Source organism: Stenotrophomonas sp. CFBP 13724 (assembly GCF_014841975.1).
GTDB classification, from domain to species: Bacteria; Pseudomonadota; Gammaproteobacteria; order Xanthomonadales; family Xanthomonadaceae; genus Stenotrophomonas; species Stenotrophomonas lacuserhaii.
Map to the genome: position 1 here is coordinate 1,456,598 of NZ_JACYUW010000001.1, position 21,904 is coordinate 1,478,501.

Genomic DNA, 21,904 nt, shown 5'->3' on the forward strand with positions numbered 1-21,904 from the left:
CACCGATCGCCCGCCCCACCACAAGGAGCGTCCATGAAGAAGCTGCACCTGTCCCTGATCGCCGCCGGCCTGCTCGGCGCCTCCCCGGCTGCCTTCGCCGAGCTCGCCAACCTCACCAACAGCGCCGACGGGGCCAACCGCGAAGCCGGCATCGCCGCCGTCAAACAGAAGCTGCAGGCCGCCTGCACCGATCGCAAGGGGACGCCGGACCTGGGCTCGTTCGAGGTGGTATTCGAAAAGACCAGCGACAACCCGAACGTGCCCAAGCCCTACTACGTGGACGGCAAGATGCAGTGCAACCTGCCCTGAAGCCGGCGCGTGTCGCCCGGCTGCACCGGCTGATATAGTCGGACGAGCACGACGGGCGTGGTGCCTGTCCACGAACAACAGGGAATTGTCATGGGTCTTCGACAGGCGGTGGCAGGTGCGGTGGGCGGTGTCCTGGCCGACCAGTGGAAGGACTTCTACACGGTGCCGAACGGCCTGCCCTCCACCGCAGCGCTGTTTGCCGCGGCGCCGCGTGGCACCGATGCCGGGCGCGGTTCCAACACCAGCGCGTCCAACCACATCATCAGCAACGGCTCGAAGATCGTCGTGCCCGAAGGCTATGGCCTGCTGCTGCTGCAGGATGGCGCGGTCACCGCATTCGTCGCCGAGCCGGGCGGCTACATCTGGGAATCGGATGACATCAACTCGCAGTCGATCTTCGCCGGCGACGGCCTGGTCAGTTCGCTGATCCGGCAGAGCTGGGAACGCTTCAAGTTCGGCGGCCAGCCGGGATCGCAGCAGGCAGCCTTTTTCGTGTCGTTGAAGGAACTGCCGGACAACCGCTTCGGCACCCAGTCGGAAATCTACTGGGATGACGGCTTCCTCGGCACCCAGGTCGGCGCGGTGACCCGCGGTTCGTACACGCTGAAGATCGTGGATCCGATCCTGTTCGTGAAGAATTTCGTTCCGGCACGCTATCTCCAGCCCGGCCAGGTTTTCGATTTCACCGACCTGGACAATGCGGCCGCCAGCCAGTTGTTCAACGAGGTGGTCGGCTCGCTGGCGCCGGCCTTCAGCCTGTATACCAACGATCCAGGCAAAGGCAACCGCATCAGCAAGCTGCAGCAGGATTCACTCGGCTTCGCGCAGAGCCTGTCCAGCGCAGTTGAGCAGGGTTACCAGTGGAAGTCCGATCGTGGCTTGGCCATCGTCAAGACCGCGATCGTTTCCATCGAGTACGACACCAACACCCGTGAGCTGCTCAAGACCGTGCAGCGCGCCGATGCGTTGGCCGGTGCACGCGGTAATTCCAACCTGCAGGCCAGCGTGGCGCAGGGTATCCAGTCGGCCGGCGAAAGCGGCGGTGCAGCGGGGCTGGTGGGCGTCGGCATGGCCTCGGGGATGTTCGGTGCCGGCAGCCTGCAGCAGCCTGTCGCGCCCGCCGCAGCGGCTGCCGATGACACGGTGACCCAGCTGAAGAAGGCGAAGGAACTGCTCGATCTCGGCCTGATCACCCAGGATGACTACGACAAGCTGAAAGCCAAGGCACTGGGACTGTAAGACGCCAGGCGACGCCACGATGACCGACTCCAGAAAGCCACCGCCCCTGCCCGGGGCGGTTTCCCCGGCCGGCCCGGGATCGCCGCAGGACATGCCGCCGCTGCCTGGCAGTTTCGGGGTGGACCCCTCCACCCTGCCCCCGCCGATCCGTGACGAACTGCTGGCGCCGGATCCGGTCGCCCTGGACACGTCTGCTGCGGAGCACAAGGATGGACTCAATCGCTGCCCGAAATGTGGATCCAGCGATATCCGCCACGCGCTCGGCACCGATGTGCTGGTCTGCCAGTACTGCCGCAACGCATGGCACGGCGACCGGATCGAGGAGGCCTTCGGGCTGGGCACGGGCATCGAGGACCTGCGTGGCGATGTGATCGCCTCCGGCGCGCGGAATATCGACGCCGGGGCCGCCAGCCTGATGAGCTTCAAATGCAGCGGCTGCGGCGCCGAAGTCACGATCAACACCGAGAGCACGATGACGGCGCGCTGCCATTGGTGCCGTCACGTATTCGGCGTGAACGAACAGGTGGCCAACGGGGCCGTGCCCGATGCAGTGCTGCCGTTCAAGGTCAGCAAGACCGATGCGGTAGCGCGCATCCGCCAGTTCGTGGACAAGCGGCGCTTCTTCGCGCTGAAGGCCTTCAAGACCGAATTCACGCCGGAGAACGTCATCGGCGTGTACCTGCCCTACATGGTGGTGGACAGCAGTGCCAGCGCCAGCGTGGTGGGCAACGGCGAGATCGAGACGCGGCGTTATACCCGCGGTACCGAGAAGAACAAGAAGACCTACTACGACGCCGATGTGTACCAGGTGGAGCGCCAGCTCGATTTCACCGTCGACGACCTCCCGCTGGAGTCTTCGGCCCGGCGTGGCCGGCTGGACATACAGACCAATACCAACAACATCATCAACACCATCCTGCCCTTCGACACCAAGAATGCGCTGAAGTGGAACGCGTCCTATCTGGTGGGGTATTCATCGGAAAAGCGCGACGTGGATATCGAACAGCTGCGACCGCGGCTGGAGGACCAGTTGCTGTCGATCGCCCGCTCCAGGCTGGAACCGTCGGTGCGGCGATACGACCGCGGCGTGCGTTGGGACATGGAAAAAATCGAGGTGCATGGGTCGCGCTGGGTGGCGATGTATGTGCCGGTCTGGCTGTATTCGTACCGCCAGCGCGGCAAGGGCATGCTGCACTACATCGCGGTCAACGGACGCACGGGTGAAACCATGGGCAGTGTGCCGGTGCAGCACTGGAAGCTGCTGCTGGCGGCGCTGGGCGTGGGCACGATCGTCGAAGGCGCGGTCCTCTGGTTCCTGGGAATGACGCTATGAGCAGTGATGGGGGTGGATTGGTGGCGCTGCTTGCGCTGGGTCCGGCCAGCGCGACGGCGCTGTACTGGACGCTTTTCCGTTACTACCGCAACACGGACAAGTCCCATGCATTCGAGCGCGAGACAGCCGTGGCGGCCAAGCCGGTGACCGGCAACGACCGCAAGCTGCATACGGTGACCGGCACCGAGCAGAAGCGCATCACCGGGGACAACGTGCAGGACCATCGGAAACGGGTGAAGAAAATGCCGCCGGACGCCGGACCGACGTGACGCGTCACGCCGTCGAGTCGTCTGCCGCGTGCCCGGGCCCGATGTCCACGCCGTAGGTCTTGAGGTAATGATCGCGGTGGCCCAGCACGTACGGGTGCAGTTCGTGGAAGCACTCACTGCCGCCATCGTCGGGCACGCCGTAGGCCGCCAGCAGCGGGGCGCGCAGGGCCGGCGCGATGAACCGCGACACGTAGGCACCGGGGGCATCGGGGGCAAAGGCGTCCGTCCACGCCTGCTGCACCTGTTCGGCGGGGGCATGGAACATCGCAATGACACTGCCATCGACCTCCGAGCGCCGCGCCAGCAGGTAGCCATCGGCCGGCACGCGGGCTGGCTTGAAGGTGCCGAGCGTGTAGATGTAACGCGTCAGTTCGATCTCACCCTTCAGCTGCGGAAACAGCCGGTACAGATCAAACAGCATGTGTCGCGTCAGGGTCCGGGGCTCGGGACCCTTGATCTTCAGCAGCTTCTCCACGCGATCCCAGATCGGGAAAGTGCGCGGGGCGGCGACCAGCGTGATCTCGCGGCGCTCCAGCCGGCCGACCTTGAACAGTTCCTGCAGTACCAGATGCATGTCAGACATTGAAATACGTTCCGTTGGCCAAGGCCGCGTGCGGGAATGATAGTGGCATGCAGGGGCAGTTTTGCAGAAGCGCCCGCTTGCGGTTAGGTTCAAGGCTGGTTCCTGCACCCGGAGCACCCGATGCCGCCACCGTTGTCGATTCTCCTGCTGGCCACCAGCCTGACGCTGCTGGCCGCCGCGCACGCCGCCTCCGCCCAGCGCGCAGAACCGCGCGACCCCGCCACGGACGCATTCGAGCTGATCAAGGAGGCCCCCTCTTCGGTGTTCGTCGATGCCACCGCAACCCATGTGCCGGCAGCGCCCAGCCTGCATTCCACCGATTCGGTGTTCGTGGACGTCAACGGCGATGGGCACCGCGACGTGGTGGTCTCGGTGGAACACGGTGTGAACCGGCTTTACCTCAACGATGGAACCGGAAAGCTTCGCTACGTTCCGGATGCGTTCGGCCGCACGATGCGTGACAACGAACATGTGCGCACTGCGGATTTCAACGGCGATGGCCACGCCGACATGGTGTTCATCAGCGAGTCCGAGGAGGTGCACCAGTTGTTCCTGGGCGATGGCAAGGGCGGATTCACCGATGCCAGTGAGCGCCTGCCTGCCGGCAGCCAGGGCAACGGGCTGGCGGTGGGCGATGTGGATGGCGATGGGCTGCCAGACATCTTCATCGGCAGCACCGGCGAGACCGGCCACGGCGCCGGGGCTCCTGCGCGGGCGTCGCGCAGTCTCCTTTTCCTCAACGACCCCAAACGACCCGGCCATTTCATCGATGCCAGCGCGACCCATCTGCCGCAGGCCGATGCGCAGACCGAAGGTGTAGCGCTTGCCGATATCGATGGCGACGGCGACCTGGACGCCGTGCTGGCCAGCCCGGCGCACCCCAACCGCCTGCTGATCAACGATGGCAGCGGACACTTCGCCGACCAGTCGCATCGGCTGGAACTGAAGGTGCCGATGGAAACCCGCGAAGTGCACGTGGCCGACCTCACCGGTGATGGCCGCCCGGACATCGTGTTCTTCAACATCACCAGCAACAACGCCGCCTGGGACAAGGATCCGCAGACGCGCCTGCTGGTCAACGATGGCAATGGCCGCTTCCGCGATGAGACTGCCGAGCGCCTTCCCGCGCACACGTTTTCCAGCTGGGCCGGGACGGTGGTCGACTTCAACCGCGATGGCCACCCCGACCTGCTGGTCGGCGCGATCCAGGTGCCCGGCTTCGTGCCGCTGCAACTGCGTGCGTGGCAGAACGATGGCAAGGGCCATTTCCGGGATGTCACGCTTGCCGTGGTGCCCGGCATCACCGTGGGGCGCAGCTGGAGCATGGGCCAGGGCGACCTGGACGGCGACGGCAGGGCCGATGTGCTGATCGGGGGCTGGGGCACCCAGGCCCGGCTGCTGCTGACGGGCGGGCGCTAGTTGGCCGCCGGCCGATCGAGCACCCGGCGTATCGCCGCGACGACGGCAAGAAAGCGATGGCGCTGGACCAGATAGCTGGCGATCAGCACCAGCGCGACCACCAGCACCCCAGCGGGTGCGACCTTCAGGGCAGGAATGGCGGTCACCACGGCGACCATCAGCAGCCAGCTGCCGCGCCCGATGACATGGATCTGCCGGCGCCGCATGTCGATCACGATCTGGCCGCGCATCAGCGGCGGGTAGCGCCATCCAAAGTGCAGGCCGAAGCTTTCGCGGAACCCATGGCTTCGTTTGTCGAGCGGCCGGAACACCATATCCGGCCATTTTTCCGCGGCCACTTCGCGCTCCAGCCGGTGGAAGGGAAACGCCTTCAAGGCCGGGTAAGGCGCGGGGATACGACGACTGAACACCGGCACGCCCCATACCCAGTAGGGGCGCCACCATGACAGCAGCAGGATCCCTTCGATGACCACGATCACAAGCAGCAGGACGGCCATCGCACTCCCTTGAGGATGAAGGCCGAGTATAGCCGCAGGGCCGTCCGACCTACCGACAGATCGCCACCGCCTTCGTGCGCTGGTCGATCAGCACCACGGCCTGCTGCAGAGCGTGTGCGCCTATCAGCAGCTCGGGATACTTCGCCGACACGCGCACCTCCACATCGGCGAGGCGCAGCTGGCCGATCTCGATCGGCCCCTGCACGGTGGCCCGCTGCGCCTCGGTCTGGCTGTTGGTCAACCGCGAGCGGCCGGCTGCTTCCAGAGGGCCGGCGGAAACCGTGTCATACAGCGCCCGTGGCAGCACGAAGCTGACGTTGGCCCCGGTGTCCAGTTGGCCCAGCACCTGCTGCCCACCGATCCGCACCGGTACGCGGAAAGCCCGCTCATAACGCAGTACGTTCGGGCCCCGGGTGGGAAGCTGCTGCGTGCGGCTGAAGGACAGCATGCGCCGTGGATAGTCGATGACCAGCAGGCCGTCATCGAAGAAACCACGACCCAGAATCCCCATGAACGCCGCCTCCGGTGCGTTGTGCGCGTTGTAGTCGCGCGTGATGACCTCCACGTCGCGCCGGACCACCGCGCCCAAGGCAAGCGAGTCGATCCGCACCGTCTGCACGCTGGCGCTGGCCACGCCATCGGAGGTGGTGGCCTGGCCGTGGAACGGCAAATCGAGCGCGGTGGCCAAGCGGGAGTCGGCGCGGCCGATGCCGCTTGCCCCGGTATCGACGGCGAAGCGGAATGGTCCGCGGCCGTTGACCTGGACCTGGAGATAGATGCGGCCGTCGACGATGTCGAAGGGAACCCGCAGTTCCGGCGCGCGCAGGGGCCGGGCAGCCAGCGCGCACGCGTCATCCGGGGGTGCACTGGCGTCGGCCGCCATCGCGCCGCTGGACAGCAGGGAACCGGCAAGCACAAAGCAAAGCAGTGGGGCTCGGGATGGCATCGAACATTCCTTGTCGCGTCGGGTAGGTCGTACACCGGCAGACTGCACCCTGCGCCTCGGCCACTCCAGTGCACGCCGACGAAACCGCCCTGCACGCGATGGACCGCGCTGGAGCGCCGACCAAGCGCGGCAGCAGGTCCACCGTGGGCGGGACAACCGCGCTCAGCGCGCGTCCAGCCGCTCGGCCGGCACGCCCTCCATCGTCATCCGGACCGGCAGGATCAGTCCCTTTTCATTGAAGTACATCCGGTCGATCGCGGTGGCGCGGTGGTGCCGGCTGGTCTCTCCCAGCGGGCGACGGTGGTAGACGATGTACCAGTTGTCCGAGCCCGGCGCGCGGATCACCGAATGGTGGCCGGCGCTGGTGGCGATGGTGGGATCCTGCTGCAGGATCTTGCCGATCCGCTTGAACGGGCCTGTGGGCTTGTCGGCGATGGCATAGGCCACTGAATACTCCGGTTCGCCCCAGCCCCCTTCGGACCACATGTAGTAGTAGCGCCCGCCGCGCTTGAACATCAGCGAGCCTTCGACATACTCCGGCGCGGGCGTGATCTCCTTGTACAGCGTGCCATCTTCGTGCGGCTGCACGCCGGTGAAATCATCCTTCAGCCGCACGATGTTGGCGTGCTTCCAGCCACCGTAGATCATGTACCAGGCGCCGTCATCGTCCTCGAACACGAACTGGTCGATCGGCTGGGCGCCATTATGGAAGGTGCCGATCAGCGGCTTGCCGAGCAGGTCGCGGTAAGGGCCCTCGGGGCGGTCGGCCACGGCCACGCCGATGCCGCCGGTTTCCTGGTCGGTCTTGATGTCGTTGGCGGAAAAGAAGAAGTAGTAACGACCGTCTTTTTCCACCACCGAAGGCGCCCACAGGGCTTCTTTGGCCCACGGGATGGCGTCGGTGGTGAGTACGTTGCGATGCCGGGTCCACTGCACCAGGTCGGGCGAGGAAAATGCATCGAATCCGGTCTGCTCGGCATACGGCGCCGAGCTGGTCGGGAATATCCAGTAAGTGCTCCCGAACACCGCCGCTTCCGGGTCGGCATACCAGCCCGGCAGGATGGGGTTGCCGGATGTTGCCGCCGCAGGGTCAACCGGCCCTGCCGAGGCCGCCGGAGCGGCCACGGCAGCGAACACTGCCGCAGCAATCAGCGCGGCGCCCACTACTGCCCTCATCTTTGCCATGCCCTGCCCTCCCAAGGTGGTTTCGACCGAGTTTAGATCGATTCAGGGCGTGCTGGCCAATCAGTTGTAGAGCTCGTTGACCTCGGTCACCCTGCCATCGCGGAAAATGATCTGGACGGTTTTCTGCGCCTTGTAATATTCCCAGCGCTCGCCCACGTTGCCGCTGTAGTCGGTTTCCAGCTGGATCACCCGGTCCGGCTTGCCTGCCACCTGGGTCACCTTGCCTGCCCCGTCGCCGGTACTCACCAGCTTGTTGCCGAACCGCGCACTGCCGCCTGCCATCGCCGAACCTGCCGCGGCCAGGTACAGCACCAGCATCATCGTTCTCGCGTTCATTCCGATCTCCTTGACGTTGTGGATGCTTCCGCGCCGCCACTGTGCCACACGACAAAGGGAACCCGCAGGCCACAGTCCGCGCTGGCGTGAAGACGCTGCGCCGGTGACATCCTGATCAGCTTCAGCAAGCCACGTTCCCAGCGCTGGGCGGCGGCGATAATCTATGCGGCCAACCACGTCGTCCCCGCGCCTCGCCGTGAGAACACCTTGAACCTTGAAGACGAAAATTCCACCCGGGTGGCGCGTGATGCCGAGCGGGTCAAACTGGCGCTCGCCGCCGGGGCGATCGTGGGCACCTGGTTCTGGGATGTCGCGCACGACAGACTCGCCGTGGATGATGCCCTCGCCCGGGCTTTCGGCCTGGATCCGGCGCTGGCACGCAGCGAGCTGCGCCTGGACCAGGTGGTGGCCGCAGTGCACGCTGATGACCGGGACGGCCTGCAGCAGGCAATCGCCGAGGCAGTAGGCCGCGGCGGGCGCTATGTGCATCAGTTCCGGACGCGCGGCGCGGACGGACAGTACCGTTGGCTGGAAGCGGCCGGCCGTGTGGACCTGGATGCGCACGGCCGCGCGATCGACTTCCCCGGCGTGCTGATCGATATCGACGAGCGGCGCCGGCTCGAAGCCGAACGTGACCAGGCACAGACCCTGCTGCGTTCCTTCGTCGAGGCCGCGCCCGGCGTGGTCTACGCCAAGGACCGCCAGGGCCGCATCCTGATCGGCAACCGCGGCACCACCGAACTGATCGGCATGCCGCCGGAGCACTACGTCGGGCGCACCGATGCCGAGCTGCTGGGCGATCCCGGGCAGGCGGCAGCGGTGATGGCCACCGATGAGCGCGTGATGGCCAGCGGCCGCAGTGAGCAGGTCGAAGAAGAAATCAGTTTCCCCGATGGCCGCCGTGCGTTCTGGCTGTCGACCAAGGCGCCGTTGCGCGATGGTGAAGGCGCCGTGGTCGGCCTGGTCGGTACCTCGCTGGACATCACTGACCGCAAGGCCGCCGAAGCCCAGCACCGGGAAATCGAGGAGCGCTACCGGCTCGCGGCCCGGGCGACCAATGATGCGATCTGGGACTGGCGCATGGCCGATGGCCACGTCATCTGGAACGAGGCGTTGAGCACGCTGTTCGGGCATGCGGTCACCGCCACCAGCGCGCAATGGTGGCTGGACCATATCCATCCCGACGACCGTGGCCGGGTGGATGCGGCCATCCACGCGGTGATCGACAGCAGCAGCTCGGCCTGGTCGGGCGAGTACCGCTTCCGCCGTGCCGACGGCAGTTATGCCGCCGTGCTGGATCGAGGCACGGTGCTGCGCGGTCCCTCCGGCGAGCCGCAGCGGATGATCGGCGCGATGCTCGACCTGACCACGCGCAAGGCGGCCGAGGCGGCCCTGGCCGAGAGCGAAGAGCGCCTGCGCTCGGCGACCGAAGCCGGGGACATGGGATTCTGGGACGTGGACCTGGTCAACAATGTGCTGATCTGGCCGCCACGCACCAAGGCCATGTTCGGCATCTCCGCGCAGGTCGAGGTATCCCTGCAGGACTTCTACGACGGCCTGCATCCTGATGACCGGCAGGCGACCACCGCCGCCTTCGCCGCCGCCGCCGATCCGGCCGTGCGCGCGCTCTACGACGTGGAATACCGCACGGTGGGCCGGGAAGACGGCGTGCTGCGCTGGGTTGCCGCCAAAGGGCGCGGGCTGTTCGAAGGGGACCGCTGCCTGCGCGTACTGGGGGTGGCCATCGATGTTACCGAACGCAGGCTGGCCGAGGCCCGCCTGAAAGAGCTGAACGAGCATCTGGAAGCGCGCGTGCTGGAGGAGGTACAGGAGCGCACACGCGCCGAAGATGCGCTGCGGCAGAGCCAGAAGATGGAGGCGGTGGGCCAGCTGACCGGCGGCATCGCACATGACTTCAACAACATGCTGGCCACGGTCATCGGGCCGCTTGACCTGCTGGCGGCACGCCTGGGTGACCAGGATCCGCGTGCCAAGCGCTACATCGACATGGCGATCGATGGCGCGCGCCGGGCCGCGCAGCTGACCCAGCGGCTGCTGTCGTTCTCACGCCAACAGCCGCTGCAGCCGGTGCCGGTGGATGCCAACCGGCTGGTGGCGGGCATGTCGGACCTGCTGGTGCATTCGCTGGGCAGCAGCGTGCGCCTGCAGACGGTGCTGGCCGCCGACCTGTGGTCCACCTTCGCCGATGCCAACCAGCTGGAAAACGTGATCCTCAACCTTGCGGTCAATGCACGCGATGCCATGCCCGCCGGTGGCCGGCTCACGGTGGAGACGGCCAACTGTGCGCAGGAGTGCGCCGAAGCCGGCGGCGTCCCCGTCGGCGAATACGTGCTGATCTCCGTCGCCGACGACGGCAGCGGCATGCCGCCGGAGGTGATGGCCAAGGCCTTCGAGCCGTTCTTCACGACCAAGAAAGTCGGCCAAGGGACCGGACTGGGACTTTCCCAGGTGTACGGCTTCGTCAAGCAGTCCTGCGGCCACGTGCGCATCGATTCGCGGGTCGGCCGGGGCACCACCGTGATGCTCTACCTGCCGCGCCTGATGGCGGTGCTCGATGCGCCTCCCTCCACCGCAGAGGATGCCCCGGTGGCGTCGTCCGGCGGGCAGGAGCTGGTGCTGGTGGTGGAAGATGAGCCGGGCGTGCGCCAGTTCTCCATCGACGCGCTGACCGAACTGGGCTACCCGGTGCTGGCCGCGGACGGCGCTGCCGCCGCGCTCAAGCTGCTCGACGCGCATCCGGCGATCGCACTGCTGTTCACCGATGTGGTGATGCCGGAAGTCAACGGCCGCGAACTGGCCGACGAGGCACTCAGACGCCGGCCGGACCTGAAAGTGCTCTTCGCTACCGGCTACAGCCGCAACGCGCTCGTGCAGGACGGCGTGCTGGATCCCAGCGTGCAGTTGATCGGCAAACCGTTCAGCGTGGACGAGCTGGCCACGCGCGTACGCGCGGTGCTGGGTTGAGCGCCGCCCGCGCCGGGGATCGCCCGGCACGGACGTAGCCGGCTTACGGGGTGACCGGTGCCGGCGGGGACGCCGCCGGTGCAGCCGGGGCGGCGACCGTATCCGGCGTTACCCGCCAGATCGTGTTGGCGAGGTCATCGGCAACGATCAACGCACCGCGGGGATCCACGGTCACGCCCACCGGGCGGCCACGGGTCAGCCCGTCTTCGCCATGGAAACCGGAGACGAAGTCGATCGGCTCACCGGCCGGGCGGCCGTCACGGAACGGCACGAAGACCACCTTGTAGCCCACGGGTGGATTGCGGTTCCAGCTGCCGTGCTCGCCGACGAACACACCATCGGCGAACTTCGCGCCCATGGTAGGGCCGGAGAACGAGACACCCAGCGCGGCCACGTGCGAGCCCAGCGCATAATCCGGCGCGATGGCACTGGTCACTTTCGCCGGATCCTGCGGCATCACGCGATCATCGACGTTCTTGCCCCAATAGCTGTACGGCCAGCCGTAGAACGCGCCCTCTTTCACGGAGGTCAGGTAGTCCGGCACCAGGTTCGGCCCGATCTCATCGCGTTCGTTGACGACCGCCCACAGCGCGCCGGTACCCGGCTGGATGGCCAGCGCGGTGGGATTGCGCAGGCCGGTGGCGAAGGTCTTGTGGGCGCCGGTCGCGGCATCGACCTGCCAGACCACGGCGCGGTCCACTTCGGCGGCCATGCCACGTTCGGTGATGTTGCTGTTGGAGCCGATGCCCACGTACAGGTGGCGGCCATCGGCGCTCGCGGTCAGTGACTTGGTCCAGTGGTGGTTGATGGCCGACGGAAGCTCGGTGACCGTCACCGGCGCCGCACTGGCCCGGGTCTGCCCTTGGACATAGTCGAACCGCACCAGCGCATCCTGGTTGGCGACGTACAGCACATTGCCGATCATCGCCAGCCCATAGGGTGCATTGAGCTTGTCGGCGAAGACGGTCTTCAGCTCATACACGCCGTCGCCGTCCGCATCGCGCAGCAGCGTCAGACGGTTACCACTCTTCACCGCCGTGTTGCCCTTGGCCTTGATCTTGCCGGCGATGACATCCTTCGGCTTCAGCTTCGGCGCGTTGCCGCCCCGCCCTTCCGCCACCAGAATGTCACCATTGGGCAGCACCAGGGTCTGGCGCGGAATGCCCAGGTCGGTGGCGATGGCCGAAATACGGTAACCGGCCGGCACGGTCGGGACGCTGTCGCCCCACGCGGTCGGCTTGGCGATGGTCATGTCCGGCATCAGGTCGCGCTTGGGCGCAGGCATCTCCGGAGTGGCGCCGTATTGATCCACCTGCGGGGCTTTGTTGCTGCAGGCGGCGAGCGCCGCGGCCAGCACCGAAACCGAGAGAATCGTGATCATCTGGCGGCTCATCGGACACCTCCCACGCGCAGGGTGGACAGGCCGATCCAGGTCGCCACCAGGGCCAGCAGCGTACCGACCATCGACATCACCAGGCCGGCCGGCATCACCGCCCAGGCGTCACGCGCATGGTGCAGCGAATTGAAGAAACCCAGTACCCAGGTCACTGCGAGGACCCCCACGTAGGCCAGTCCATGACGATGCCGGGCCAGACCGACGACGCCACACAGCAGGGCGAGCGTGGTCATCACCATGGCGCCGATCAACAGCCACGCAGCGAAATTGCTCCACTGGATCTCATGACTGCTCCAGTAGGCATAGTCCGCCAGCAGCGTGCCGAGGAAAAGCGGAAGCACGCCACCGAGCACGGCGGCATGCACGGGATGTATCGCCCGCGCGGGATGAAGGAAGGGGCTGGACGCCATGGCTGTGTGCTCCTGGGAGACAGTGAAAGACGGCCGACAGGTTGCCATCGCCGTCTGCTAGAGCGTGTGACGCCACACGGCTGCCTGCGCCTCTCCTACTGCCTTGGGACTCATGAAGCGCTTCGCAGACTCTCAGCCAGGTAATCCTTCAGTTCGTCCAGTTCATAAGGCTTGCTCAGGAACGGCACGTCATGGTGCGCCACTGGCACTACCCCGCGGTAAACCGCAGACAGGAAAAAGAACGGAATTCCGCGCGCCTTCAAACGATCGGCGACGGAGAAGACCAGCCCGTCGCGAAGCTCTACATCGAGTACGGCCGCATCAAACGCCTCTTCGTCGATCGAATGCAGCGCATCTGACAAGGAATAGGCCTGCTCGACCTGGTATCCCTCCCCCACCAGGATGGTCTGCAGCAGCGTGGACAGCTCAAGCTCGTCTTCGACCACCAGGATCCTGGGTGCTGCGCCGTTCTCGGTACGGGTACGGGTGCGGGTGCGGGTGTCGGGGCGGTTCATGGCATCGGCAACACATCTCATGCGCACAGTGTCCATCAGCCCTCTGTGCGGCGGCGTGATGGACGCGCAAGGAATTCTTCACGGTGGTGCGCACTCAAGCAACTTCGGCAACCGGCCCCGAAGCGGCCATCGCGGCGCCCGGGTGGGAGGCGGAGAAGCGCGCCAGCTCGCGGTTGGATACCGCCTGGGTGGCCGAACATCCCGGGCAGGTCAACACGCGCGCACCGGTGACCGTCGCCATGCCCTGGCCGTCGCGTGCCGAGAAAGCGCGGTCGCAGCGCTGGCAGCAGGCATCTATGCGGTACAGGTGGACGATCCGCAGCGAGGTCGGCTCCTGCAGGCAGGACACATCACGGATATCGAACGACCCGGTATTGGGCTGCACGAAGCTGCCCCAGCTCTTGCGCCAATAGGAAGTGGGGACCATGCGGGTGTCTGCCAGGACGAAAGGAATGGACAGAGCATAGGCAGCCCAGCGTGCAGTGCGGGTGCAGGCCCGGGTTGAGGGGGCGTGAAGCGCGCGATCACGGTGCTCGCACGGAACGCGCGCCAACATGTCCACACCAATGAGTCAACCAGGGGCAATGCAGTGCGAGCGTTCAACATCGCGACGATGATCATGGTGCTGTTCGGTGCCATCTGCCTGGGCCTGCAGGGCCAGTTCCAGATCGACCTGATCGGGCTCGCCTGCGGCATCGACAGTCCGTGGCCGCGTGCGGTCTACGCGTTGATCGGGCTTTCCGGGCTGTGGCAGGCGGTCTGGCTGGCCACGCACAAGCCCACCGCGCAACTGGTGTGACCGCCCCCTGCGGCCAGGGGGCATTGCACGCCCCCCGGCCCGTCCTGCCGTCAACTACGGCATTCGAACACGGTGACGCTGCGCGGCGGGGCAAGGAATTCGGTTGAGCCCTTGGGCACCGACTCGCGATCCAGCGCTTCATCGGTGGACACCATCAGCTTCCAGTGCAGCGGTGTCTGCTCGTCATCGGGCAGCTTGAAAGACACCCCTTCGTGCCATGCGTTGATGAGGATCAACAGAGTGGCATCGTTGGCATGCTCGCGCACCCCCGAATGCTGCGCCTTGCCTTCCAGCACCAGGCCGACTGATCGCGCGCCGGCATCGGTCCAGTCAGCCTCCTGCATCTCCGCCCCGCTCGGATTGAGCCAGGTGAGGTCCTTGACCCCGGCCTCTTCGCTGTAGCGCCCGTTGAGGTAGCGGCCACGGGTCAGGATCGGGTAGCGGCGCCGCAGTGCCGTCAGTTCGCGCACGAATTCCGCCAGCCGTCCTTCGCTCGGGTCCCGCTGCCAATCGATCCACGCGGTTTCGTTGTCCTGGCAATACGTATTGTTGTTGCCACCCTGGGTCTGCGCACGTTCATCGCCGGCCAGCAGCATCGGCGTGCCCTGGGCCAGCAGCAGCGTGGCCAGCAGGTTCTTCATCTGCCGCTCGCGCAGTGCGTTGATCGCCGCGTCGTCGGTTTCTCCTTCGGCGCCGTGATTGCATGAACCATCATGGTTGGACCCGTCCTGGTTGCCTTCGCCGTTGGCCTCGTTGTGCTTTTCGTTGTAGCTGACCAGGTCATGCAGGGTGAAGCCATCGTGGGCGGTGATGAAGTTGACCGATGACCACGGGCGACGACCCCGGCGATCGAACAGATCGGCCGATCCGGTGAAGCGCGTGGCGAACTCGGCCAGCATGCCCTCGTCACCTTTCCAGAAGCTTCGCGCGTTGTCGCGGAATTTGTCATTCCATTCCGCCCACCCCGGCGGGAAACGCCCGACCTGGTAACCGCCGGGCCCGCAATCCCACGGTTCAGCGATCAGCTTGACCTGCGACAGCAGCGGATCCTGCCCGCAGGCGTCCAGGAACCCGCCGCGCTGGTCGAACCCGCTCGGTTCCCGGCCCAGGATGGTCGCCAGGTCGAAGCGGAAGCCGTCAACGTGCATGTCCTGTGCCCAGTAGCGCAGCGAATCGGTGACGAACCGCATCGCCTGCATGTTGCTCAGGTTGAACGTATTGCCGGTGCCGGTGTCGTTGATGTAATAGCGCTTGTCGTCGGCAAGGCGGTAATAGGTTGCGTTGTCGATGCCCTTGAAGGACAGCGTCGGGCCCAGCTGGTTGCCTTCGGCGGTGTGGTTGTACACCACGTCCAGCACCACTTCCAGGCCCTTGCGGTGCATCGCCTTGACCATGTCACGGAACTCGTCGCGGTGTCCGCTGGCCAGGTAGCGGCTCTTCAGCGCGAAGAAGGCCAGCGTGTTGTAGCCCCAATAGTTGCGCAGGCCTTTCTCCAGCAGGTGGCTGTCATCCAGGTAGGCCTGTACCGGCAACAGCTCCACCGCGGTGACCCCCAGCCCCTTGATGTAATCCAGCACCGCGTCGTGCGCCAGGCCGGCACAGGTGCCCCGCACAGCTTCGGCGACCTCGGGATGGCGCATCGTGTAGCCACGCACATGCGTTTCGTACACCAGGGTCTGGTTCCAGGCGGTCAACAGGCGCTGGTCATCTTCCCAGTCATAGTCGTCATGGACCACCACGGCCTTGGGCATGAACGGCGCACTGTCGCGCTCGTCGAAACTCAGGTCCGCATCGGGGTGACCGATGGTGTACCCATACAGCTCATCACTCCAGGTGAGGTCGCCTTCGATTTCCCGCGCATACGGATCAAGCAGCAGCTTGTGGTGGTTGAATCGATGGCCTTCGGCGGGCGCGTACGGACCATGCACGCGATAGCCGTAACGCTGGCCCGGCTTCACGTCCGGCAGGTAGCCGTGCCAGACCTCGTTGGTGTATTCGGGAAGCTCGATCCGTTCTTCGTTGCCGGCGTCGTCGAACAGGCACAGATCGACCCGTGTGGCGTGCGCGCTGAACAGCGCGAAGTTGGTGCCCTCGCCGTCGAACGTGGCGCCCTGCGGGAATGGTCGGCCTTCGCGGACGCGCGAGGGGGTGGCATAACGGGCGTGTACGGTATCGCGCATGGTCTGCTCGCTGGGCAGGCGGCGGAAGTGCGGCCTGGGACGCGCAAGAGTCTGCTGCAGCCCGTGCAGGCGATGTCATGGACAGGCAGGCAGTGGATCGACCTTTCATGCCCACGCTGCGTTCGCGATCGCGATCGCGCGCATTCGTTCCAGCGATGCGGTAGCGTGGGCGCCTGCCCTGACACGCCCCAAGGTCTGCCATGAACTACGTCATCACCGGTCAATCGTTCCTCGCCTTCGCCGCCTTCATGGGGATCGGCCTGCTGATCCTGCTGCTGGCCATCACGTTGGTCGCGCTGATCACCCCGCACAAGGAAATAACCCTGATCCGGCAGGGCAACAAGGCGGCGGGCATCGGCATGGCCGGTGCCCTCGTCGGCCTGGCGCTGCCGATCAATTCGGTGATCAGCCACTCGGTGTCGCTGGTCGATGCCGCGATCTGGGCGGCCATCGCGGCGGTGATGCAGATGCTGGCCTTCGGTATCTCGCGCGCCATCATCACCCGGCGCGGACCGGACCAGATCGACGCCGGCAACGAAAGCGCCGGCTGGTTTTCGGCGGGCGTGGCGATCGCCGTAGGCTTGGTGAACTCGGCCGCGATGGTGCCCTGAACCGCTTGCTGTTCAAGGCAGGGCTTCAAGATCGGTCATGCCGCAGTGGTCTGCGCGCACGGGATTGCAGGTCGCCGCTGCCCCCTGCGGCAGCGGCACCTGGTAACCGGTGGCGAAGCGCGGATCGGGCCAGAGATAATCCGTCGATACATACTGCGCCCCGCCGGCCAGTGCGGCGTCACGCCGCCGGATATCCCCGGTGCGCGCCTCGCGGGTTTCCGCATCGGCACGGGTGCGCACGATGAAACCCTGTTGCACCGCGCGGCGGATCTGGTCCGCTTGGCCGATCGGGTCGTTTAGGGTCATGTAGGCAGCGGCCGGTGAATCGGCATCGGTGTTGACGAACAGCACCCTGCCCTGCAATGAACGGCGATCGCCCCGATACAGCGCCACCTTCGCCGGACCTTCGTCCAGCGCGAACAGGAAGCGGCCGCGCGCCTGCTCCAGCGCCGGCCAGTTTCCCGCCAGCACCGCCTCGCGCAGCGTCGGGTAGTCGGCCTGCACGTCATCGGGCACGATCAGTTTTTCCGGCCCGAGCACCGCGCGGATTTCCGCATCCAGCGCGTCGAACGCCGCCGCATCGAAGCGCAATGCGTCGATGCCACCCAGGCGGGCGTTCTGGTCATCCTTGGCGTTGACCAGCAGCAGGATCGGCGCGTGACGGGGATGTGCATCGGACCACGCGCGCAGCTGCCGCAGGCACTGCAGCAGTCTGGTGCAGCTGCTGGCATTGTCCAGCCCAGGCATGTGCAGCACCTTGAAGCCTGGCCGTTGCAGGTCCGGGTCGGCCGATCCGGCCGCGTAATGGCCACCCTGCGGGTCGAAGTTGACGTCCAGCTCGATCTGGCGCGCCCCGTGCTGCAGCTGCTCGACCAGGGGACGGTGGGCGTAGTCCAGCGCCTGCGCCATCTCCGGCTCGCGTCCGGCAAGCGCCTGCAGGCGGGCTTGCGGCATCGGCAGCTTGTAACTGTTGTGGGTGCCGACGGCAAGCACATCGTTGATGCGCAGCACGGTAGGCGTTGCCGCAGCGGCGGCGGCGGCGGCGGCCGGACCCAGGGCCAGCAACAACAGCAATGCGGATCGGGGTCTGCGGGAGAATGCCACTTGGAATAACCTGTCAGCTGCGGGGCCGGCCAGCATGCCGATGCGCGCATACACACAGATGACAGACGCCACCTGTTAGTATTTATGCTAACTGGCTGGAATCGACACGCGATGTCGACTGAAGCCTTCAGATTGCCGTTGCTGTCCGTCTCACAGCCTGAGACGCGCCCTCCCTAGCGTGGCCCCATGGAAACCCTGCGCAAACTCGAAATCCTCGCCGACGCGGCAAAGTACGATGCTTCGTGTGCCTCCAGCGGGGCCGGCAAGCGCGACTCGAAAAAATCCGGTGGCATCGGCAGCACCGAAGGGTCCGGCATCTGCCACAGCTATACCCCGGATGGCCGCTGCGTCTCCCTGCTGAAGATCCTGCTCACCAACTTCTGCATCTACGACTGCGCCTACTGCGTGAACCGCGTATCGAGCAACGTGCCGCGCGCCCGCTTCCGCGTGGCCGAAGTCGTCGCGCTGACGTTGGACTTCTACAAACGCAACTACATCGAGGGGCTGTTCCTGTCCAGCGGCATCATCCGCAGCGCCGACTACACCATGGAGCACATGGTGGAGGTGGCGCGCCAACTGCGCGAAGAACACCGCTATGCCGGCTACATCCACCTCAAGACCATTCCCGAGGCCTCGCCGGAACTGCTGGCGGCAGCGGGAAAATATGCCGATCGCCTGTCGATCAACGTCGAGCTGCCGACCGAAGCCGGCCTGGCCGCGTTCGCGCCGGAAAAGACCATGCCCACCATCCGCGGCGCGATGGGTGAGCTGCGCTGGCGCATCGAGGAATCCAAGGAGGAGCGCGCCCGTCCTTCCGTGGTGGCCACCCCGCACCGCAGCGCGCAGAAGCGCGCGCCGAAGTTCGCGCCTGCCGGTCAGAGCACGCAGATGATCGTCGGTGCCGACGGTGCCAGCGACCGCGACATCCTGACCACCTCCGACCAGCTGTACGGCAATTACCACATGCGTCGGGTCTACTATTCCGCCTTCAGTCCGATTCCCGATGCCAGCAAGGCACTGCCGCTGCAGCCCCCGCCGCTGCAGCGCGAGCATCGGTTGTACCAGGCCGACTGGCTGCTGCGCTTCTATGGCTACGGTATCGAAGAGATCACCGACACTACCCGGGACGGCATGCTGGACCTGGACATCGACCCGAAGATGGCCTGGGCGCTGCGCCATCCCGAGCAGTTCCCGGTGGACCTCAACCTGGCACCGAAGGAACTGCTGCTGCGGGTGCCGGGACTGGGCGTTCGCAACGTCAAGCGCGTGCTGATGGCGCGCCGCCACGGTCGGCTGCGGGTGGCCGATGTGGCGCGGCTGCGCGCACCGATGCGCAAGCTGCTGCCGTTCGTGCAGCTGCTGGACCACCATCCGCACCGTCGGCTGGATGATCCGGCCAGCCTGCGTGCCAGCCTGGCGCCCCCGCCGCGGCAGGGCTCGTTGTTCGGCGAAAGCCTTGCCAGCTGAAATGCAGCGGTGGTCGGCACGGATCGATCCGCCGTGGTCACTGGATGCCTGGCGGGCGGCCGCGCGCCTGGGGCTTGCTGCCGGCGTGACACCGGAGCAGATCGACTGGCTGGAGGGCACCGAGGCATCGCTGCTGGATGCGCCGGCGCTTGCTGGCGCGGCGACGTCGGGCGGCGGCGCTCCCGGCCCACGCGTGTCCAAGGCCTTCCTGGAACTGGCGGCCAGCGTGCTGTGCCACCGCGATCCGCAGCGCCTGCCGCTGCTGTACCGCTTGTTGTGGCGGATCGCCCACGGCCAGCGCGAGGTGCTGTCCAACCCCGCCGATGCCGATGTGCTGCGCGCCAATGCGCTGGCGCAGGCGGTACGCCGCGATTCGCACAAGATGAAGGCCTTCGTGCGCTTCCGCGAGGTGCCCGGCGAAGACGATGCGTTCATCGCCTGGTTCGAACCGGACCACCACATCGTGGACCGCGTCGCGCCATTCTTCGCGCGCCGCTTTGCCGGCATGCGCTGGGCCATCCTGACGCCCTCGCGCAGTGCGTACTGGGATGGCAGCCATCTGAGCGCCGGGCCCGGTGCACAGCGCAGCGACGCCCCTGCCGATGACTCACGCGAGGAGCTGTGGCGCACCTATTACGCCAGCATCTTCAACCCGGCGCGGTTGAATGAGCGCATGATGCGCCAGGAGATGCCGGTGAAGTACTGGAAGCACCTGCCCGAAGCCACGTTGCTGCCGCGTCTGGTACGCGATGCCGGTACGCGTGTCGAGGAAATGCATGCGCGCGAAGCATTGGCGCCGCAGCGCCGGATTCCCGAGGCCCCACTGCTGCCGTCGGCAGCCGCCGCACGCGCCGCCGAGGCCCTTCCCGATTCACTCACTGCGCAGCGCCACCGCGCCGCCGCCTGCCGGCGCTGCGCGCTGTGGGAACCGGCCACCCAGACCGTGTTCGGCGAAGGACCGGCCGATGCGCGGGTGATGCTGATCGGTGAGCAGCCCGGAGACCGAGAGGACCTCAGCGGCCGACCGTTCGTGGGGCCGGCCGGCCAGTTGCTGGATCGCGTGCTCGCCGAGGCCGGCATTGACCGGACCACGCTGTACCTGACCAACGCGGTGAAGCATTTCCGCTTCCAGCGCCGGGGCAAAGTCCGCGTGCACCAGCGCCCCGACCGCGAGCACGTGCAGGCCTGCCGTTCCTGGTTGGCGGGTGAGATCGAGCAGGTACGTCCGGAGACGGTGGTCTGCCTCGGGGCTACCGCCGCCTCGGCGCTGCTCGGCACCGCGTTCCGTTTCAGCGAGGGGCGTGGCCAGTGGCACACCCTGCATGACGGGACCCCGGCGCTGGTCACCGTGCATCCGTCGTGGGTGCTGCGCCAGGGCGAGGGCGCCGCGCGCGAGGCCGCACATGCGCTGCTGCTGGCCGACCTCAGGAAGCTCGGCGGACCGCCGGCAGTTTGATCCTGGCCCAGGTGGGCGCATGGTCACTGGCCTTCTCCTGCAGGCGCACCCAACGGTCCACGCCGGCCTCTACCAGTCCCTGCGCCAGCACCGGATTCAGCAGCAGGTGGTCGATGCGCAGGCCGCGGTCGCGTTGCGCGTGCTGGCGGAAATAATCCCAGAAGGTATACACCCGTTGCTCACCGAAACAGGACCGCAGCGCATCGGTCCAACCCTGCGCCAGAAGCTCCTGGTAGGCCTCGCGCACCGCCGGCTGGATCAGCGCATCCTTCTTCCAGGCGGCGGCGTCGTACACATCCTCATCGGTGGGAATGACGTTGAAATCACCGACCATCGCCACGGGATGCTCCAGCGTCACCAGGGTGCGGGCATGGCGCGCGAGCCGCTGCATCCACGCCAGCTTGTAATCGTACTTCGGCCCCGGCTGCGGATTACCGTTGGGCAGGTAAAGCGCGGCCACCACGATGCCGTGTACCGCCGCCTCGATATAGCGTGCCTGGGTATCCGCGGGTGCGCCGGGAAGGCCGCGGCGACTCTCCACTGGAACGCTGCCGCGGGCCAGCAGCGCAACGCCGTTCCACGACGCCTGGCCTTGCCAGATCGCCCCGTAGCCTGCGCCTTCGATGGCGGCGATCGGGAACCCACTGTCGGTCGCCTTCAGTTCCTGCAGGGCGACGACATCCGGCTGTTCCTGCTCCAGCCACGCTAGCAGGTGCGGCAGACGGCTGTTGATGCCGTTGACGTTGAAGGTCGCGATCGTCAGCGTGCGCGAACGGGGCATGCAGCACCTCGGTTGCTGCGGATGGACCGGCACAGGATGGCGCGGGCGGTCTGAAAGCCGCGCGACGACACCGCCACCGTAGAA

General features: G+C 66.4%; 22 protein-coding genes. 10 read left to right on the forward strand and 12 right to left on the reverse strand.

Features of this window, described 5'->3' with window-relative positions; genetic code table 11:
* Positions 1–33: 33 nt before the first annotated feature.
* The 4 genes from IFT63_RS06305 (at position 34) to IFT63_RS06320 (ending at position 3,150) form a co-directional block, all read left to right on the forward strand.
* Positions 34–309: a hypothetical protein gene (locus IFT63_RS06305; protein ID WP_042612926.1), complete on the forward strand. Its 276-nt coding sequence runs from the start codon at positions 34–36 to the stop codon at positions 307–309.
* 90 nt (positions 310–399) lie between these two features.
* On the forward strand, positions 400–1,548 hold the full coding sequence (locus tag IFT63_RS06310) for an SPFH domain-containing protein (protein ID WP_192083572.1): 1,149 nt from the start codon (positions 400–402) through the stop codon (positions 1,546–1,548).
* A 19-nt stretch (positions 1,549–1,567) separates the two neighbouring features.
* A complete protein-coding gene (locus IFT63_RS06315) occupies positions 1,568–2,881 on the forward strand; it encodes a TFIIB-type zinc ribbon-containing protein (RefSeq protein ID WP_192083573.1) in 1,314 nt (437 codons plus the stop codon).
* Positions 2,878–3,150: a hypothetical protein gene (locus IFT63_RS06320; protein ID WP_192083574.1), complete on the forward strand. Its 273-nt coding sequence runs from the start codon at positions 2,878–2,880 to the stop codon at positions 3,148–3,150. The genes IFT63_RS06315 and IFT63_RS06320 overlap by 4 nt, the downstream gene beginning before the upstream one ends.
* Positions 3,151–3,154: 4 nt before the next feature.
* Here IFT63_RS06320 and IFT63_RS06325 read toward each other — a convergent pair whose 3' ends face one another.
* A complete protein-coding gene (locus tag IFT63_RS06325; RefSeq protein ID WP_042612930.1) occupies positions 3,155–3,733 on the reverse strand; it encodes a hypothetical protein in 579 nt (192 codons plus the stop codon).
* Between the two features lie 120 nt (positions 3,734–3,853).
* Between IFT63_RS06325 and IFT63_RS06330 the strand changes: the two genes are divergently transcribed.
* Positions 3,854–5,152: a VCBS repeat-containing protein gene (locus IFT63_RS06330; RefSeq protein ID WP_192083575.1), complete on the forward strand. Its 1,299-nt coding sequence runs from the start codon at positions 3,854–3,856 to the stop codon at positions 5,150–5,152.
* On the opposite strand, the gene IFT63_RS06335 is transcribed toward IFT63_RS06330, so the two are convergent.
* The 4 genes from IFT63_RS06335 to IFT63_RS06350 all read right to left on the reverse strand — a co-directional run bounded on the left by IFT63_RS06335 (position 5,149) and on the right by IFT63_RS06350 (position 8,116).
* Positions 5,149–5,649 (reverse strand): hypothetical protein, encoded by a 501-nt coding sequence (locus IFT63_RS06335; RefSeq protein ID WP_192083576.1) that lies wholly within the window; start codon positions 5,647–5,649, stop codon positions 5,149–5,151. The two genes, IFT63_RS06330 and IFT63_RS06335, sit on opposite strands and share 4 nt — an antisense overlap.
* 49 nt (positions 5,650–5,698) lie before the next feature.
* A complete protein-coding gene (locus IFT63_RS06340; protein ID WP_197974223.1) occupies positions 5,699–6,595 on the reverse strand; it encodes an aspartyl protease family protein in 897 nt (298 codons plus the stop codon).
* Positions 6,596–6,757: 162 nt separating this feature from the next.
* A complete protein-coding gene (locus IFT63_RS06345; protein WP_249404347.1) occupies positions 6,758–7,780 on the reverse strand; it encodes a glycoside hydrolase family 43 protein in 1,023 nt (340 codons plus the stop codon).
* Between the two features lie 60 nt (positions 7,781–7,840).
* Positions 7,841–8,116 (reverse strand): DUF2845 domain-containing protein, encoded by a 276-nt coding sequence (locus IFT63_RS06350; protein WP_152620577.1) that lies wholly within the window; start codon positions 8,114–8,116, stop codon positions 7,841–7,843.
* A 207-nt stretch (positions 8,117–8,323) separates the two neighbouring features.
* Here IFT63_RS06350 and IFT63_RS06355 point away from each other — a divergent pair, with 207 nt between their 5' ends.
* Positions 8,324–11,101, forward strand: coding sequence for a PAS domain-containing protein (locus IFT63_RS06355; RefSeq protein ID WP_249404348.1), 2,778 nt, complete (start codon positions 8,324–8,326; stop codon positions 11,099–11,101).
* A gap of 43 nt (positions 11,102–11,144) precedes the next feature.
* Here IFT63_RS06355 and IFT63_RS06360 read toward each other — a convergent pair whose 3' ends face one another.
* The 4 genes from IFT63_RS06360 to IFT63_RS06375 all read right to left on the reverse strand — a co-directional run bounded on the left by IFT63_RS06360 (position 11,145) and on the right by IFT63_RS06375 (position 13,849).
* Positions 11,145–12,494 carry a sorbosone dehydrogenase family protein gene (locus IFT63_RS06360; RefSeq protein ID WP_192083577.1) on the reverse strand — a complete coding sequence of 450 codons (1,350 nt, stop codon included), beginning with the start codon at positions 12,492–12,494 and terminating at the stop codon, positions 11,145–11,147.
* Positions 12,491–12,907, reverse strand: a complete 417-nt coding sequence (locus IFT63_RS06365) for a DUF2231 domain-containing protein (RefSeq protein ID WP_192083578.1) — start codon at positions 12,905–12,907, stop codon at positions 12,491–12,493. The genes IFT63_RS06360 and IFT63_RS06365 overlap by 4 nt, the downstream gene beginning before the upstream one ends.
* 110 nt (positions 12,908–13,017) lie before the next feature.
* The gene (locus IFT63_RS06370; RefSeq protein WP_249404349.1) at positions 13,018–13,458 is read right to left on the reverse strand and encodes a response regulator; all 441 of its coding nucleotides are present in this window, start codon (positions 13,456–13,458) and stop codon (positions 13,018–13,020) included.
* Between the two features lie 58 nt (positions 13,459–13,516).
* Positions 13,517–13,849 carry a hypothetical protein gene (locus tag IFT63_RS06375; RefSeq protein ID WP_042612936.1) on the reverse strand — a complete coding sequence of 111 codons (333 nt, stop codon included), beginning with the start codon at positions 13,847–13,849 and terminating at the stop codon, positions 13,517–13,519.
* 162 nt (positions 13,850–14,011) lie between these two features.
* Here IFT63_RS06375 and IFT63_RS06380 point away from each other — a divergent pair, with 162 nt between their 5' ends.
* Positions 14,012–14,221: a DUF378 domain-containing protein gene (locus IFT63_RS06380; RefSeq protein ID WP_197974224.1), complete on the forward strand. Its 210-nt coding sequence runs from the start codon at positions 14,012–14,014 to the stop codon at positions 14,219–14,221.
* Between the two features lie 50 nt (positions 14,222–14,271).
* Here the strand turns inward: IFT63_RS06380 and glgX are convergent, their stop codons facing one another.
* Positions 14,272–16,401, reverse strand: coding sequence for a glycogen debranching protein GlgX (gene glgX / locus IFT63_RS06385; protein ID WP_192083579.1), 2,130 nt, complete (start codon positions 16,399–16,401; stop codon positions 14,272–14,274).
* A 200-nt stretch (positions 16,402–16,601) separates the two neighbouring features.
* Here glgX and IFT63_RS06390 point away from each other — a divergent pair, with 200 nt between their 5' ends.
* The gene (locus IFT63_RS06390) at positions 16,602–17,012 is read left to right on the forward strand and encodes a DUF350 domain-containing protein (RefSeq protein WP_042612938.1); all 411 of its coding nucleotides are present in this window, start codon (positions 16,602–16,604) and stop codon (positions 17,010–17,012) included.
* A 12-nt stretch (positions 17,013–17,024) separates the two neighbouring features.
* On the opposite strand, the gene IFT63_RS06395 is transcribed toward IFT63_RS06390, so the two are convergent.
* Positions 17,025–18,080 (reverse strand): Ca2+-dependent phosphoinositide-specific phospholipase C, encoded by a 1,056-nt coding sequence (locus IFT63_RS06395; RefSeq protein WP_197974225.1) that lies wholly within the window; start codon positions 18,078–18,080, stop codon positions 17,025–17,027.
* A 222-nt stretch (positions 18,081–18,302) separates the two neighbouring features.
* Between IFT63_RS06395 and IFT63_RS06400 the strand changes: the two genes are divergently transcribed.
* Together IFT63_RS06400 and IFT63_RS06405 are read left to right on the forward strand one after the other, a co-directional pair.
* Positions 18,303–19,583, forward strand: coding sequence for a putative DNA modification/repair radical SAM protein (locus tag IFT63_RS06400; protein ID WP_192083580.1), 1,281 nt, complete (start codon positions 18,303–18,305; stop codon positions 19,581–19,583).
* Position 19,584: 1 nt separating this feature from the next.
* Positions 19,585–21,039 carry a UdgX family uracil-DNA binding protein gene (locus tag IFT63_RS06405; RefSeq protein WP_192084171.1) on the forward strand — a complete coding sequence of 485 codons (1,455 nt, stop codon included), beginning with the start codon at positions 19,585–19,587 and terminating at the stop codon, positions 21,037–21,039.
* On the opposite strand, the gene xth is transcribed toward IFT63_RS06405, so the two are convergent.
* On the reverse strand, positions 21,008–21,820 hold the full coding sequence (xth, locus tag IFT63_RS06410) for an exodeoxyribonuclease III (protein ID WP_042613555.1): 813 nt from the start codon (positions 21,818–21,820) through the stop codon (positions 21,008–21,010). The genes IFT63_RS06405 and xth overlap by 32 nt on opposite strands.
* Between the last annotated feature and the right edge of the window lie 84 nt (positions 21,821–21,904).

Coding starts and splice junctions, on each gene's coding strand:
- IFT63_RS06305 (WP_042612926.1), top strand. CDS start 34: ATGAAGAAGCTGCACCTGTCCCTGATCGCCGCCGGCCTGCTCGGCGCC.
- IFT63_RS06310 (WP_192083572.1), top strand. CDS start 400: ATGGGTCTTCGACAGGCGGTGGCAGGTGCGGTGGGCGGTGTCCTGGCC.
- IFT63_RS06315 (WP_192083573.1), top strand. CDS start 1,568: ATGACCGACTCCAGAAAGCCACCGCCCCTGCCCGGGGCGGTTTCCCCG.
- IFT63_RS06320 (WP_192083574.1), top strand. CDS start 2,878: ATGAGCAGTGATGGGGGTGGATTGGTGGCGCTGCTTGCGCTGGGTCCG.
- IFT63_RS06325 (WP_042612930.1), bottom strand. CDS start 3,733: ATGTCTGACATGCATCTGGTACTGCAGGAACTGTTCAAGGTCGGCCGG.
- IFT63_RS06330 (WP_192083575.1), top strand. CDS start 3,854: ATGCCGCCACCGTTGTCGATTCTCCTGCTGGCCACCAGCCTGACGCTG.
- IFT63_RS06335 (WP_192083576.1), bottom strand. CDS start 5,649: ATGGCCGTCCTGCTGCTTGTGATCGTGGTCATCGAAGGGATCCTGCTG.
- IFT63_RS06340 (WP_197974223.1), bottom strand. CDS start 6,595: ATGCCATCCCGAGCCCCACTGCTTTGCTTTGTGCTTGCCGGTTCCCTG.
- IFT63_RS06345 (WP_249404347.1), bottom strand. CDS start 7,780: ATGGCAAAGATGAGGGCAGTAGTGGGCGCCGCGCTGATTGCTGCGGCA.
- IFT63_RS06350 (WP_152620577.1), bottom strand. CDS start 8,116: ATGAACGCGAGAACGATGATGCTGGTGCTGTACCTGGCCGCGGCAGGT.
- IFT63_RS06360 (WP_192083577.1), bottom strand. CDS start 12,494: ATGAGCCGCCAGATGATCACGATTCTCTCGGTTTCGGTGCTGGCCGCG.
- IFT63_RS06365 (WP_192083578.1), bottom strand. CDS start 12,907: ATGGCGTCCAGCCCCTTCCTTCATCCCGCGCGGGCGATACATCCCGTG.
- IFT63_RS06370 (WP_249404349.1), bottom strand. CDS start 13,458: ATGGACACTGTGCGCATGAGATGTGTTGCCGATGCCATGAACCGCCCC.
- IFT63_RS06375 (WP_042612936.1), bottom strand. CDS start 13,849: ATGGTCCCCACTTCCTATTGGCGCAAGAGCTGGGGCAGCTTCGTGCAG.
- glgX (WP_192083579.1), bottom strand. CDS start 16,401: ATGCGCGATACCGTACACGCCCGTTATGCCACCCCCTCGCGCGTCCGC.
- IFT63_RS06390 (WP_042612938.1), top strand. CDS start 16,602: ATGAACTACGTCATCACCGGTCAATCGTTCCTCGCCTTCGCCGCCTTC.
- IFT63_RS06400 (WP_192083580.1), top strand. CDS start 18,303: ATGGAAACCCTGCGCAAACTCGAAATCCTCGCCGACGCGGCAAAGTAC.
- IFT63_RS06405 (WP_192084171.1), top strand. CDS start 19,585: ATGCAGCGGTGGTCGGCACGGATCGATCCGCCGTGGTCACTGGATGCC.
- xth (WP_042613555.1), bottom strand. CDS start 21,820: ATGCCCCGTTCGCGCACGCTGACGATCGCGACCTTCAACGTCAACGGC.